Source organism: Streptomyces sp. NPDC045998 (assembly GCF_056430285.1).
This window is the reverse complement of record NZ_JBWKLJ010000009.1, coordinates 39,998-54,752: the sequence shown is the minus strand read 5'-3', so window position 1 is coordinate 54,752 and position 14,755 is coordinate 39,998. Positions and strand designations below refer to the sequence as shown.

Annotated in this window: 10 protein-coding genes; 4 read left to right on the top strand and 6 right to left on the bottom strand. The window is 71.8% G+C overall.

The window, feature by feature from the left end:
* The coding region (locus tag AC07FJ_RS25300) for an FG-GAP repeat domain-containing protein (protein ID WP_479051571.1) at positions 1–530 on the top strand (530 nt) is incomplete at its 5' end.
* Positions 531–665: 135 nt separating this feature from the next.
* Here the strand turns inward: AC07FJ_RS25300 and AC07FJ_RS25295 are convergent.
* From AC07FJ_RS25295 to AC07FJ_RS25280, 4 genes are all read right to left on the bottom strand, one after another.
* Positions 666–2,060, bottom strand: coding sequence for a serine/threonine-protein kinase (locus AC07FJ_RS25295; RefSeq protein ID WP_479051570.1), 1,395 nt, complete (start codon positions 2,058–2,060; stop codon positions 666–668).
* Entirely contained in the window at positions 2,057–2,866 is an 810-nt protein-coding gene (locus AC07FJ_RS25290) for an FHA domain-containing protein (protein WP_479051569.1), read from the bottom strand. Before AC07FJ_RS25290 ends, AC07FJ_RS25295 begins: the two co-directional genes overlap by 4 nt.
* 249 nt (positions 2,867–3,115) lie before the next feature.
* A complete protein-coding gene (locus AC07FJ_RS25285; protein ID WP_479051568.1) occupies positions 3,116–5,191 on the bottom strand; it encodes a DUF8189 domain-containing protein in 2,076 nt (691 codons plus the stop codon).
* 17 nt (positions 5,192–5,208) lie between these two features.
* Entirely contained in the window at positions 5,209–6,744 is a 1,536-nt protein-coding gene (locus AC07FJ_RS25280; protein WP_479051567.1) for a DUF8189 domain-containing protein, read from the bottom strand.
* 329 nt (positions 6,745–7,073) lie between these two features.
* On the opposite strand from AC07FJ_RS25280, the gene AC07FJ_RS25275 reads away from it, so the two are divergent.
* The gene (locus AC07FJ_RS25275; protein ID WP_479051566.1) at positions 7,074–9,509 is read left to right on the top strand and encodes a penicillin acylase family protein; all 2,436 of its coding nucleotides are present in this window, start codon (positions 7,074–7,076) and stop codon (positions 9,507–9,509) included.
* 71 nt (positions 9,510–9,580) lie between these two features.
* Positions 9,581–10,618, top strand: coding sequence for an alpha/beta hydrolase (locus AC07FJ_RS25270; protein ID WP_361420819.1), 1,038 nt, complete (start codon positions 9,581–9,583; stop codon positions 10,616–10,618).
* Between the two features lie 103 nt (positions 10,619–10,721).
* On the opposite strand, the gene AC07FJ_RS25265 is transcribed toward AC07FJ_RS25270, so the two are convergent.
* Positions 10,722–12,389, bottom strand: coding sequence for a PLL family lectin (locus AC07FJ_RS25265; protein WP_479051564.1), 1,668 nt, complete (start codon positions 12,387–12,389; stop codon positions 10,722–10,724).
* Positions 12,390–12,561: 172 nt separating this feature from the next.
* Between AC07FJ_RS25265 and AC07FJ_RS25260 the strand changes: the two genes are divergently transcribed.
* Positions 12,562–13,242 carry a cutinase family protein gene (locus tag AC07FJ_RS25260; RefSeq protein WP_479051562.1) on the top strand — a complete coding sequence of 227 codons (681 nt, stop codon included), beginning with the start codon at positions 12,562–12,564 and terminating at the stop codon, positions 13,240–13,242.
* On the opposite strand, the gene AC07FJ_RS25255 is transcribed toward AC07FJ_RS25260, so the two are convergent.
* The gene (locus AC07FJ_RS25255) at positions 13,243–14,328 is read right to left on the bottom strand and encodes an AfsR/SARP family transcriptional regulator (protein WP_479051560.1); all 1,086 of its coding nucleotides are present in this window, start codon (positions 14,326–14,328) and stop codon (positions 13,243–13,245) included. It lies immediately after the preceding gene.
* Positions 14,329–14,755 lie beyond the last annotated feature (427 nt).

Genomic DNA, 14,755 nt, shown 5'->3' with positions numbered 1-14,755 from the left:
AGGAAGGAAAGCTCGCCGACCCCCTGTGGATCCTCGACGACTTCGGGGTCGACCAGGGGTGGAGCTCGGTCGAGGAGCACCCCCGCCACCTGGCCCGGACCACCGCCGGCGGAGCCGTGGACATCGTCGGGTTCGGCCCGCAGGGCGTCGTCGTCGCACGCGGGCGCGGCGACGGCACGTTCGAGCCGTCCCAGCTCGTCCTGAACGACTTCGGGCTCGCCCAGGGGTGGACGAGCAAGAAGCACCTCCGGTACCTCGCCGACGTCACCGGCGACGGCAACCCGGATATCGTCGGCTTCGGCGACGAAGGGGTCTGGGTCTCGCACAACTGCGGCGACGGCCGGTTCGAGCAGGCACAGTTGGTGTGCCGCGGCTTCGGCTACGACGACGACGCAGGCGCCTGGCGGGTCGGCCACCACCCCCGCTTCGTCGCCGACATCACCGGTGACGGGCGCGTCGACATCGTCGGCTTCGGCGGACCGGGCGTGTACGTGGCCCGCAACCTCTTCCGCCGCTTCAGAACCCGATAGCCCTCCCACCGCCTTCACCGTCGCAGCACGGCGACCGGCCATCGGCATGCGCCGAGGGCGGCTGCCAGGCCACCGGCTCGACGCCAACCACCGCGAGTGCGAGGGTGCCGAACGCCGGCCCGGCCAAGACACCCCCTAGTCGCACTCCGGCAGCGCCGGCCGTTCCTTGGCGCGGACGGCGGGGAGCCAGCCCGTGGGGGGCTGGGAGCCGGGCGGGAGGCGGACGCGGAACCAGCGGGTGGACCGCTGGTCCTCCTCGTCGATGATGGGCTCCGCGTCGGGCACCTGGCAGTCGGCTGTGAGCACGTCGCCGTGCCAGACCCTGGTCGGTACGACGTTCTCCGCGGTGTAGGGCCGTGCGGGATCGATCGCCAAGCCCAGGCTGCACCGCGGATGCCGATCGGCCCGCTCCCGGCAGTCCCGCTCCGCGTTGTACACCCGGATCGTGCCGGGCGGCGCGGCCGAGCCCACCGGGGCCTCGTCCGACGACAGGGTCGCGCCGGCGATCCCGCACAGCGCGGTGGCCAGGACGGCGGCGCGGGCCCGGTCTCCCCGCCGGGCCGCCCCCGCCTCGGGTGTGTCCTGGTGGGCGACGATGCGGGCGAGCAGGCTCTCGGCGGTGTGCGGGGCGCGGGCCTCGTGCGTCGGGGCGAGGCAGTCGGCGGCCAGCGCCCGCCAGAACGGCGGCACGGCGTGGTCCATGCGCAGCGGCGCACGCCCCTCGCCGTACTCCTGGACCGCGGCACCCCGCGCCACGGGGGTGGCCCCGGCGAACGGTGAGCCGCCGGACGCGAACACCTCGTGGATGACGATGCCCAGCGCCCAGATGTCCGCGGTCGGCCGGACCCGCACGCCGAGTTCGCCGAGGGGCGCCCGCCAGCGCTCGGGCGGGAAGTAGTCCAGGGTGCCCATGGGAGGCGCGTATCCGTGTGTCCCCGTCAGCTCGGTGGCGAGGCCGAAGTCCGAGAGCTTCACGGAGCGGTCCCTGCCCAGCAGGACGTTCTCCGGCTTGAGGTCCGCGTGGACCCAGCCCGACCGGTGGAGATGGGCGAGCCCCTCGCAGATGCCCGCGATCAGCCGGCCGCGATCGGCCTCGGGCACCCCCGCGTCGAGGAGCTCCCGCAGACTTCCGGCGGCCCGTTCCATGACCAGGACGATCGCGCCCTCCAGGGTGGGGCGGTCGGGTGCGGTGAGCACGAACGACTCCAGGAGGCCGATCAGCCGGGGATGCCCGGCCCTGCGCCCGAGTTCGACCTCGCGGCGGGCGGATTCCACCACCCTGCGCGCCTGGCGCGGCGCGAGCCCGGCGGTCGGCATGATCTTGAGCGCGACGTCGGTGGGGCCGGGAGACGCAGCGGTCCCGCCGGCTCCGTCCGGGCGTCCGCCGGCCGGTCGCGCCGCGTACACCGTGGACCAGCCCCCGGAACCGATCAGCCGGGTGACCACCCAGTTCCCGACCTGATAGCCGGGCGGGAGCAGGTCCGTACGGTCGCATTCCGTGGTGTCTTCCAGGCCGTGCCGCGGTCTCATCGGGCGGACTGCCGCTCCCGCCCGCCGACCCCTGACAGGGGTGGCAGCAGCGCGAGGTGCTCCTCCCGTACGAGCCCGAACCGCAGCGCCAGCCCGACGATCTCCTCCCGCTTGCCGTTGCGGCGGTCGCCCTTGCCGGGCTCGTGGACGGCCGGGCCGCCGATGCGCAGCTTCTCCTCGGCGAGGTAGTCGATGTGCGAGCTGACCGCCCGCGCGGTCAGCGCCCCACAGGTGAGGTGCCCCCTGAGCCGCTCGACGATCTGGGGAGTGGTGGGGACCGCCACACGCGACTGATCGCGCAGCCGGGGTTCGCAGAGCGCCACGAGGACGAGGAAGTAGGTGGCCGTCTCGTCCAGGGAGTACGCGGTGACCGTGGTGTTCCCCCAGGGAACGCCCATGGCCTCCGGGTCGAGGTAGACGTGGTCGGGAGCGAACACCTGGAAGGAGACCGCGAGGTCACCGCGCGTGGGCAGCACGACGCGCGAGAACTCGAACGGGATCGGCGCACCGACCCGTCGCGGCTGAACTCTCAGGTACTCCCCCGCGCCCTCCGGGTTCTCCACGAGATAGCTGTGGGTGGTGCTGTGGTTCGTCAGCTGCCAGTGGTCGTCGGTCACGCGGATCTCCCCGGCGAGCCGGGAGATCGCCGGGTCGTCGAGACGCAGCTCGACGGGGACCGTCGTGGAGCCCCGGCCGAAGCGGGCGACCTCGCCGGGACCCAGCCGCAACGTCACCGCGTCACCGTGGGGTTCGCCGCCGTCGGCGCCACCGCTTCCCCTCGGCAGATGGATCACTACGCCGCTCACCGCTCCCCCGTTCCGCGCCGTTTGTCCGACCAGCGGAACGATACTCATCTCTCAGGGGAGTTCACCGGCGTACTTCGGACACATCGCCGGAACCGGCCGCCCGGGGCCGTGGAGGCCTCGTTCCGGGCGGCGCCGAGTGGGGCAAGTCACCGTACGGCGGGGCCAGGGGCCTCGGTTGGGGGGAAGCACGGCGCCGGCGCAGCACCACAGCACCGTGCATATGGCGAGATCCGCACACCCCGCTGCACTTCAGAGAGCGGGGCTGCCCGACACGAGGGGCGCGACCGCGCGGTCCCCGAAAGCCGTCCACGGCTGCCACCCGCCGCTCGGCCGGGCCTGGACGCGGGTCCGCATCCGGCCCCCGACGGTGACGGCGAAGACGTGCAGCCGCCCGGTGGCGTCGAGCGCCGCCGAGGGTGTGGCGGCGAGCCGGACGCCGGGCTCGCCGAACTCCCCGCCGGGATGCGTGTCCCCGCCGGGAGCGACCTGCCAGCGGTGGCCGAGCTGGGCGCCGCCGGGCGTCAGGGAGAACGCCTCCAGCCGGCCGTCGGCGTTCACGGCGAGCGCCGGGGCCGCGGCGCTCCAGCCGAACAGCGGCAGCCACTCGCCCCAGCCGCCGCTCGGCACGGTCTGCCGCCGGGCGAAGGTCCCCACGCCCGACGGGCCGATCGCGGTGACGGTGAGCCGGCCGCTGCCGTCCAGGGCCACCCGGGGCGCGGCGCCGGCCGCGGTACCGAACCGGTGCCATGACGCGGTCCAGGGGCCGCCGGGGGCTTCCTGCCAGCGGTGGTCGACGCCCGAGCCGCCGGGGGCGAGGGAGAACACCTCCAGCCGGCCGTCGGCGTTCGCCGCGACGACCGGTGGCGCGCCCGCCGCCCCGCCGAATCCAGGCTCCCACGGGTCCCAGGCCCGGGACCCGGCCGACCTCTGCCGTCGCCGCGCGAGGGAGGCGCCGCCGGGGCTCAGGGCGAAGACCTCCAGCCGGCCGTGGGCGTCGCGGGCGACGGCGGGGGCGGCACCGGCCGGGCCGCCGAACTCCTCCCAGTCGTGCCAGCCGCCGTCCGACCGCTGCACCCGGTGGTGCAGGTTGGCGCCTCCCGGGGCGAGCGAGAACACCTCGAGCCTGCCGTCGGCGGTGCGTCCGAGCGCGGGAACCGCACCGGCCGGCCCGCCGAAGGGCTCCCACTCCGACCAGACGTCCGTGTGCGGGTCGAGCTGGACGCGGCGCAGCATCGCGCGGTCGGCGGCGTCGAGGGCGAACACCGTCAGGCGGCCGTCCACGTCGAGGCCCGCCACCGGGTTGTCGGGGCTCTGCCACGGCGGTGGCGTCTCCCGCCACGACAGCGGCGCCACGTACAGCCCGTTCCGGAACCAGCCCGCGGCACTGGCGTACCAGCTCTCCCCGTCGCGGACCACTTCGACGGCGTGACCGGGCACATGTCCCGCGTATCCGGCGAGCCCGAAACGGAAGGGGTCGCGCGACGCGAGGACGTCGGTTCCCTCGTAGCCGTTGCGCGGACCGAGGAACAGGTAGTACCAGCCGTCTCGTTCGACGACGTACGGGGACTCGGTGACCGAGACGGTCGCCTCCGTGCTCGCGTCGGTGAACGCGACGCCCGGCTCGCTCCAGTGCAGCAGATCGGCGGAACGCCGGTGGGCGACGACGTGGTGGCCGCCCGGGCCGGAGAGTTCGGTGTAGTACATGACCCACTCGCCGCCGACCCGCAGCACCATCGGGTCACGTGCCGCGAGGCCCCGGAACAGCGGGCCGGACGGTTCGCGCGTCCAGGTGAACAGGTCGGTCGACGTGGCGAGGTTGATCGCCACGCCGCCTGCGCCACCCGCGCCTCCCACGCCGCCTGCGCCACCCGCGGCGTAGAACATCCAGAACCTGCCGCCCGCCTCGACGACGTGCGGCGCCCACAGGTGTTCCTCACCGAAGTAGGACGGGTCGACGGTGAGCGCGTCGGGGTGGCTGATCCACGGTCCGCTCGGGCTCGGCGCGGAGGCGTGGGCGAAGGAGACCTCCGCCGCGCTGTCCGGGGACTCCCCGCGCGGCGCGCTGTTCCCGACGATGCCGAACAGGTGCCAGCGGCCCTGAGCCTTGATCAGCGTGTGGTCGTTGAGATAGCGCGGGCCTGCCGACGTGGACGGGTCGTAGACGTGCGTGAAGGGTCCTGCGCCGACCCGGCGAGGGGGCGGGGCGTCCTCAAAGGCCGCGGCGACGGCCGGGCCGGCGCCAGGGAACGGGAGGGCGCCCAGGAACGGGAGGGCACCGGCGCCGGCGGTTCCACGCAACAGGCTCCGTCTGCTGATCGGAAGCATGAGTTCCTTCGGAGGGGTCAGTCGACGGCGGGGCCGGCGGAGTTGTTGAGCCAGGTCCAGTCGGACCAGGTGGTGAAGCCGGTCTGCCAGGTGTGGAAGGTACCGGCGTGGCTGGTACCGAAGACCTCGATGCGGCCGTCGGCGTTGGTGGCGGCGGTGACCTCGGTGCCGCCTGTGCCGAAGGGCGCCCAGTCGCCGAAGGGGGCGTTCACGGCGGTCTGCCAGATGTGCATGGCGGTGGTGCCGTTCATGGCGAAGACTTCGACGCGGCCGTCGGGGGTTCGTTCGCTGGTGAGCTGCGAGTCGGCGGGGCCGCCCACGGGTTCCCACCCGGACCAGCTGGTGGGGCCGGTCTGGTACCTGTGGAAGACGCCGACCGGTCCTGAGGCGAAGACCTCGAGACGGCCGTCGGCGTTGTGGTCGACCGTCAGGTCGTGGCCGCCTTCGCCGAATCCCGCCCAGGAGGACCAGCCGCCGCTGGGGGTGGTCTGGTACCGGTGCTGGAAGGTGGTGCCGTTGAGGGCGAAGACCTCCAGGCGCCCGTCGGGTGCCTTCTCCATCTCCACCCGGCTGTCGGCGGGGCCGCCGCCCGCGGACTCCCATTCCGACCAGCCGCCGTTCGGGGCGACCTGGTACCGGTGGAAGAGCCCGGCCGGGCCCGACGCGTAGACCTCGATGCGGCCGTCGGCGTTGACGCCGGCGGCGGTGTCCCGGCCGCCGGTGCCGAAGGACTCCCATCCCGACCAGCCGCCGGACGGGCTCGACTGCCAGCGGTGCTGGAAGGTGCTCCCGTTGAGGGCGAACAGTTCCAGGCGGCCGTCGGCGTTCGGCGCGAGGGCGAGTTCGGCGTTGCGGGGTCCGCCGAGCGATTCCCACTCCGACCAGTTGCCGTTGACCTCGCGCTGCCAGGCGTGGTGGACGCCGTCGGCTCCGGCGGCGAACACCTCCAGGCGCCCGTCCGCCGACCGGGCCGACACGACCCGGCCGGACTCCGCCGGATGCACCAGCGGTGTGGGCCGCGGACCGCTGCCCGGGGTGCAGGGCAGCACCACGCCGCGCTCCCCGAGGTAGAGCTCGGGGTCGACGCCGTAGGAGGTGGACCGGTCTCCCCAGATCCGCAGATGGAGGTGGGGGCCGGTGGACTGCCCCTCGGAGCCCATCAGCGCGATCTGCTGGCCGGCCACGACGCGGTCGCCGACGGAGACGTCCCGCCGGGACATGTGCCCGTACTCGGAGATCCTCCCGTCGGGGTGCAGGACCCGGATCCACTGGCCGTAGCCGGCCTCGTACCCGGAGATGGTCACCTCGCCGTCGCCCACGGCGTGGATCGGCGTCCCGACCGCGTTGGCGATGTCGACACCGTTGTGGCCGCTGTGGAAGTGCTGGGTCACGATGCCGGCGGCCGGGCAGGCCGCGGTGGCGACGGCAGCGGCCGGGGCGGCCGCGGTCCGGGCGGCCGCGGCCGGAGTCGCGGTCAGCGGTGTCGGCAGCAGCAGGGCGGCTGTCACCGCGAGAACCCAGGTCAGTGCGCGTCGGGAACGTCGTGGAAGCACGAGTCCTCCTCCCCTTGGCGGTCTCGGGGTGAGTGGGATGGGACGGTCGGGGCCGTGCGTACGGCGGTACGGAAGCTAGCAACGGGGCGGGCCCGACGGACCCCGGAAGGTTACGGACTGACAGGCGGGAGCACGTCGGCTAGGGAGTGTCCGGTCCGGTCCACCGGGCGGGCCCTGGACGTCCGCTGCCGCTGGTCATCGGGATTTCATCGGTCCTCCTCAGCATGGCCGCGTTCGGACGACGCCCGTACGACTGGGGAAGGACGGCGATGGTACGGAGGAGACACAGAGCGAGGCTGCCGATGGCGGTCGCGGCCGCGGTGGCGGTGATGAGCACGGCGTTGGCCACCGGGACGGCGGTGACGGGAACGGCCGCCGCCCAGCCGGCGCCGGACAAGCCGACGATCCGCTACACCGAGTACGGGATCCCGCACATCATCGCCTCGAGCTGGGAGGGGCTCGGAACCGGCTACGGATACGCGGCGGCCAAGGACAACATCTGCACCCTGGCCGACACCTATCTGATGGTCAACGCCCAGAGGTCCCGCCACCTGGGGCCCGACGGCAAGGCGAGTCCCGGCCAGAACCAGAACACCACCACCAACCTCAACAGCGACCTGTACTTCCAGCGGATCAAGGACAACCGGGTGGTGGAGCGGCTCCTCGGCAAGCCCGCCCCCGACGGGCCGGAGCCGGAGGTCAGAGAGGCCATCCGCGGCTACGTCCAGGGATACAACAGGTACCTGGCCGAGACCGGCGTGGACGACCTCTCCGACCCCGCCTGCCGCGGTGCGGCCTGGGTGCGGCCCATCACGGAGCTGGACGTCTACCGGCACGCGCATGCCGAGATCATCATGGGCAGCGCCGACGCCCTGCTGGACGGCCAGGTGAACGCCGCACCCCCGGGCGCCCCGGCCGCCGCGCGGCCGGGGTCCGCACCGGCGAGGACCCCGGCGAAGACCGCGGCGCAGACCGCGGCGCGGACCGCGGCGAAGATCCGCGACGCGATGGCGGTGAGCCGCCAGCAGAGCATGGGCAGCAACGCGTTGGCGGTCGGCTCGCAGGGCGTGTCCGGCGGCACCAGCATGCTGCTGGCCAACCCGCACTTCCCGTGGCAGGGCAAGAACCGCATGTGGCAGAGCCAGCTGACGATCCCGGGCAGGGTCAACGTCTCCGGGGCCAGCCTGCTGGGCTTCCCCGCAGTCAACATCGGCCACAACGAGAACGTGGCCTGGAGCCATACGGTCGCCACGGTGGCCCCGTTCGGACTGTTCGACGTACAAGTGGACCCGCTGAACCCCACCATGTACCTGGTGGACGGCGTCTGGGAGCAGATGACCTCCCAGAAGGTCGAGGTCGAGGTGCGGAAGCCCGACGGCTCCCTCTCCACGGTCACCAGGACGCTGTGGTCCACCCGTTACGGCCCGGTCACCACCTCGATGCAGGGCGTCCCGCTGCCCTGGGTGGTCAGCGCGCACGCGGTACGCGACGTGAACATGGACAACCTGCGGGCGCTGAACACCTGGTTCCGCCTCGATCAGGCCAAGGACGTCCATGACGTGGTGAACACCCTGGAGACCACGCAGGGCGTCCCCTTCTTCAACACCGTCGCCTCCGACCGCAAGGGCAACGCGCTGTACGCGGACATCCAGGCCACACCGAACATCACCGATGAGCACGCGCGCGCGTGCCTCACCCAGACCGGTCAGCTGCTGTTCAACCAGTCACTGCGGCTGCCGAACGTGCCGCCGATCTCCATCCTCGACGGCAAACGCAGCGCGTGCGCCTGGCCCGACGACCCGAACGCGGTCGCCCCGGGCCTGCTGGACCCGCGGAAGCAACCACGCCTGATCCGCTCCGACTTCGTGGGCAACGCCAACGACAGCGCCTGGCTGGCCAACCCCGAGCAGCCGCTGACCTTTCCCCGGGTGATGGGCGACATGTCGGCGCCCCGCTCGCTGCGTACCCAGGAACTCATCCTGACCGCGCAGAAGCGGATCAACGGCACCGACGGCCTGCCCGGCAAGGGCTTCACACCGGAGACCATGGGGAAGTTGCTGTTCGCCGACAACAGCAGGGCGGCCGACCTGGCGCTCAACGCCACGGTGACGATGTGTCAGGGCCTGCCCTTCGGGCTCATCCTGGTGGACGGCAACCTGGTCAACGTGACCGAGGCGTGCCCGATCCTGGCCGCCTGGAAGAGCCACGACTACACGGCGGACAGCCGCGGATCCTGGCTCTTCGCGAACTACTGGTCCTTCCTGCTCAATGGGCAGGGAGTCGAGAAACTGCCCTGGCGGGTTCCCTTCGACCCCAAGGACCCGGTGCACACGCCCAATTCGCTGGACGCCGGCAGCTCCGCCGTCCGTGACGCGTTCGGTCGCGCCGTGCTCGCGCTGCGCAAGGCGGGGATTCCACTGAACGCCCCCCTGTCGGACATCCAGAAGGTCACCCGCGGTGGTGAGCAGATCCCGATCCACGGCTCGCTCGGCCAACTCGGCGTGCTGAACGTGATCACTCCCGGCCAGGTCGACGGGGAACTGGACGTCGTCTTCGGATCCAGCTTCATCCAACAGGTCCGGTTCACCACCGATGGCCCGCCGCAGGCGTTCTCCGTCATGGCCTACTCGCAGTCAGCCGACCCGAATTCACCGCACTACGCCGACCAGACCAAGCTGTTCTCGGCCGGCGAGTGGGTGACCGGGCGATTCACCGAGGAACAGATAGCGGCTTCACCGCACTTGCGGATCAAGGTTCTGGACTGAGCATGCCGACAACCTCAAAGGGGGACGCAGTGATACGGAGAACAGGTTGGCGGCGACTGGCGGTGGCGTGGATGCTCGCCGCCATGGCCGTGGTCGCGCCGGCGGGTCCGGTACAGGCCGCCGACGGACGTACCGCGCCGCCGCCGATGGCGAACGGTTTCGGCCTGACCCAGGTCGGCGCGGCGACAGGAAGTGCCACCAACTTTTACCTCACCGTGACCACGCCCGAGGTGGCGGGCGAGCAGCACATCAAGATCATTCTGCCGAGCGGCTACTACGACGACCCGGGCCGGCGCTACCCGGTGCTGTACTTCCTGCACGGGTCACCCGACGACCCGATCCAGCAGAACTATCCGGCGCTGAGCATGTCGAACGAGATGATCACCGTCATCCCCGACGGCGGCGCGCGGAGCTGGTACGCCAACTGGCTCAACCAGAAGACGGCCCTGGGGGCCCAGAACTGGGAGAACTTCCACCTCAAGCAGGTGATTCCGTTCATCGACGCCAACCTGCGGACCATCGCCGCCAAGAAGGCCCGGGCCATCGCGGGCATCTCCATGGGTGGGTTCGGGGCCTTCCACTACGCCCAGGTCCGCCCCGACCTCTTCAGCCAGACCGCGTCCCTGTCGGGAGACATCGACCTGTCGGCCAGGTCCATGGACCTGCGGATGGCCGTCGTCGCCACCGTCACCGACGCGTTGGGCGCGGTGTGCGCCTCGGCCTCCGGATACTGCGATCCCAAGGAATCCCCGTACAAGCCGGGTGTGGACAGCGACGCCCTGTTCGGCTCGCCGTACCCCGTGTTCAACGTCGACTGGCGGTGGAACGAGGTCGATCCGTCCCAGCACATGGACCGGCTCGCCGGAGTCGGGGTCTCCCTCTACACGGGCGACGGCGGCGGCTCACCGCTCAACATGGAGTTCTGGGTCTCGGGCGCGGCCAAGAACGTCAAGGCCGAGATGGACGCCCTCGGCATGCCCTACTACTACGTCAACTACGGCGACGGCTCCGGCTGGGGCACCCAGTGCGACGGCGGCCACAACGCCGGCTGCTGGGAACAGGACCTCCGGGACCTGATCCCCCGGCTGGAGAGGTCCTTCGCCTCCTGACCCCCGACACCCCCGACACCGCCGGCACCCCCGACGTCGAGCGCCCGCCGTCGTCCCGCGAACCGCCTCAGCGGCGGGCGGAACGGCGGCGGGCGCGCGTTGGCTAGGTGATCGCGGGACCCGAGTCGTTCAACCAGGCCCATTCGGACCAAGTGGTGAAGCCGGTCTGCCACCGGTGGTGGACGCCGGCGCGGCTGGTGCCGAAGACCTCGACGCGACCATCGGCGTTGTTGCCCGCACCGATCGACGTGCCGCCGCCGCCGAAGGTCTCCCACGGCGAGAACTCCGCGTTCGGGCCGGTCTGCCAGGCGTGGCTCGCGGTGGTGGCGTTGATCGCGAACACCTCGACCCGCCCGTCGACCGACCGCGACGTGGCCAGCTCGGCGTCGGGGATCCCGCCGGTGCCGGTCCACGCCGACCACGAGGCCGGGCCGGTCTGCCAGCGGTGGAACACACCGTCGGCGTTGGAGGCGAACACCTCCAGCCTGCCGTCCTGATTGTGGCTGGCGGTGACGGCGCGTCCTCCGGTGCCGAAGTTCTCCCAGGCGGACCACCCGCCGTTGACGCCGGTCTGGTACAGGTGCTCGAACGTCGAGTCGGACAGCGCGAAGACCTCGAGGCGCCCGTCGGGCGCGTTCTCCATGGCGAGTCGCGCGTTGGCCGGGCCGCCGCGGGTGCCTTCCCAGCCTGCCCAACCCCCGCTGGGCGCGGTCTGCCAGCGGTGGAACACACCGTCGGCGTTCGAGGCGAACACCTCGATCCGGCCGTCGGCGTTGTTGCCCGCCGCCACCCGGTACCCGCCGGTGCCGAAGTTCTCCCAGGCGGACCACCCGGCACTGGGCCCGGTCTGCCACATGTGGTCGAACGTGCTGTCCGACAGCGCGAACAGCTCCAGCCGGCCGTCCGCGTTGGACGCCACCGCCAGCTGGGCGTTGCGCGGGCCACCCGCGAACCGCCACGGCGACCACGCGCCGTTCACCGCCGTCTGCCACGCGTGGTACACCCCGTCGGCACCGGCGGCGAAAGCCTCGAGGCGTCCGTCGGCGGACCGCCCGGACACCACCCGGCCGGAGGCGTACGGGTGCTTGAGGCCGCCGCTCGTACCGGCCCACAGCGCGTTGGCGATCAGCGTGGCGTCGCCCGCCTCGATCCCGTACAGGTGGCGCAGGTCCTCTCGCGGTTGCTGCACACGCCAGCACACCTCGCCGATCGGCGCGTTGTTCCACGAGCCGCCCGGATACAGCCGTTCCATCGCGTCGAGGAAGGCGTTGGTGGCGTAGGCCGGGTTGAGACGCTGCTCGCGGGTGCCCCACCAGTCCTGCTGCTGGAACAGGCCGACGCTGGTGTGGTCGACGGCCTGGGAGTAGTTGTTCATGCTGGACTCCACGATGATCGTGGCGATGGCGATCGCCGCGGCTCTCGGGTTGAGCCCCCGGTCCTTCACCGCCTGCGTGACCATCCGCGCGCAGGACATCTTGTACGCGTTCAGATAGCCGGCCATCTTCGCGTCCAGCTGCGGGTTGAGCTGGTCGGCCATGATGCCGTCGGTGGCCGACGGACCGGCCGGATCACACGGCGCGGTCGGAATGGCCATGCCCTGCGGGCCACTGAAGTACCGGGAGACGCCGGCCCGGTCGTCGCCCGGCCGCGGCCCCGGAACCGGTCCGGGTCGGGCGACGGCGACCGACGCGGATATCGCCAAGACCAACGCCCAGATGCCGGCCACGAGGGCCAGTCCGGTGAACACGCGGTATAAGCCGCCTCTTGCCATGGTGTGCCTCTCCGTCGGGAAGTCCGGTCGTTGGCGGCCGACAGTGGAGGGCACGGATGAAATACCGATGGAATCGGCTCTCCCCGCGCTTTTCATCGGAGCGCGTTTCATCGGTAGGTCATCGGCCGCTGCCACCGTCGTAGGCGTAGGCAGACCACATGGGGAGGATCGAATGCGAGCGAAGAGGATGACGGCCGCGTTGGCCGGGCTTCTGCTGACGGCGGGGCTTTCGGTGACACAGGCGTCCACGGCGCAAGCGGCGGCGGGAACGGCAGCGGCAGCGGCTCCGTGCGAGGGCACCTACACGATCGTCGTCGGCGGTACGGGAAGCTCGTGGAACAACGACGGCTTCACGGGCAACATCCAGCAGCACGTCGGGTACCCCACCCAGATCCCCAACGGCGCGAGCGCCCGGGCAGGCGTCAACGAGCTGAACCGGCTGGTGCGCGACCAGCGGGCCGCGTGCCCGGGCCAGCACGTCAAGATGGGCGGGTACTCGCTGGGCGCCGCGGTGGTGCACATCTGGGTCACCGAGAACTGGCAGACCTTCGACAACGTCAACGCCATTCTCATCGCGGACCCCAAGCGCCAGGGCGGCCCCGGTGCCAACGGCGGATCCGTGCCCTTCGGCGGTATCGTCGGCGCTCCGCTCGCCGGCGCCGACAAGTTCTTCGGCAACGTACCGGTCAAGACGATCTGCCACTGGGACTACGTCTGCGACGAGTCCGCCGGCATCTGGACGTACCCGAACAACCACGTCCGGAACTACCCCCACGACTTCAACATGGATCACCACAACGACAGCGCCAACGAGCAGTGGTACAACGGCGCCTGGTACCCCGCCTCCTGGTGATCAGCGGCCGGTGGCGGGCCCGGCCGAGGGGCTGAGACCGAGGCCGACTTCGTCACCGCGCAGGATCATCTGGTGCGCCCGCCGCAGCAGCCGGCTCGGAGAAACCCCGAGGTCATCGGCGAGCCGGCGGCGGGCGCGCTCGAACACCGTCAGGGCATCGGCCTGGCGTCCGTTCCGGTACAGCGCCCGCATCAGCATCGCGGCCAGCGGCTCGTTGAGGGGGTGCGCCGCCGACAGGGCGAACAGTTCGGCAATCGCCTCCGCATCCTGGCCAAGGCGCAGCTGCCACTCCACCTTCCGCTGCGTGAGGGCGATCCTGCGCTCGGTGAGCCGCAGCCGCGCCAGTTCGGCGAGCGGCCCCGGCAGACCGGCCAGGGGCTCCCCGCGGAACAACTCCAGCGCCTGGGCGCAGAGGCGGACCACCTCGGACGGTTCACCCGCTCGATCGGCCTTCCCGATATCGGCGACCAGTGCCTCCATGCGTACCACGTCCACGTCGACCGCACCGGAGACGAGCCGGTAACCACGGAGCCCGCGCTCGATGACCGCATCCGGACCGTCCCCGGCGCACAGGGCCTTGCGCAAGCGATAGATGTACACCGGCACCACGTTCGCGACCGGCGGCTCCATGCCCCATACGTCGTCGAGCAGGTCCTGCCGGCTGAGGGACCGCCCCGCACCCAGCGCCAGGGCCGCCAGGACCGCCTGCTGGCGCAGATGCCCGAGGTTCAGGGGCCGCCCCTCCCGCCATGCCTGCAGCGGCCCGAGCAGGGAGATCCGTACCTTCGGCCCCGCCGCTCGTACGGCGGCGGTCCGTCGAACCGGTCTCACCGACCGCGTGCGGGGGCCGCGTCCGGGGACGACCAGACCGCTGTCGAAGGCGTGGACGATGGCGGCGGCCCGGTCGCGCAGACCGAGCTTCGCCAGGATCCGCGCGAGGTGCTCGGCCACGGCGTCCTCGGTGATGGCGAGGGTGGCGGCGATCTCGTCGTCCCGCAGGCCGCATCCGACCGCGGAGAGCACCTGGCGCTCCTGATGCCTCAGCACGGCGGGCGTGGGGCGGTCGGTGGTGACGGTCGTCGGCATCGCTGCTCCCCGGGCTCCGGACGGGTCGGTCTGGTGGGCGCCGTCGACAAGGTAGTGAGGGCAGCGGCGGGCAGGACATCCGGAACGCTCCGGAGTGACACGCGCACCCGCATGACATCCCGAGCGCGGTCCGGCCGGTGGCGGGTGGTCAGTTGGAGGTGTCGAGCGCCAGCTTGCCGACCGTCCACCGCGGCGCCATGATCGTTTGCCCCTACCGAGAAGCGCACCGCCCACTGGACGACGCATCGCCCCGCGGGCGGTGGGGGGCCTCCGGGGTGGTCCCGGCGCTGGTGCGCTCAGTACTCTGCGATTCGCATGGTCCCCGCGCACGCGGGGGTGATCCCCGGGTACCTGTGCTGGCATCGTGCTCCCCGCGCATGCGGGGCTCAGGAGGTGTTCTGCGGCGTTCCGTCGCTCGCACCGACTT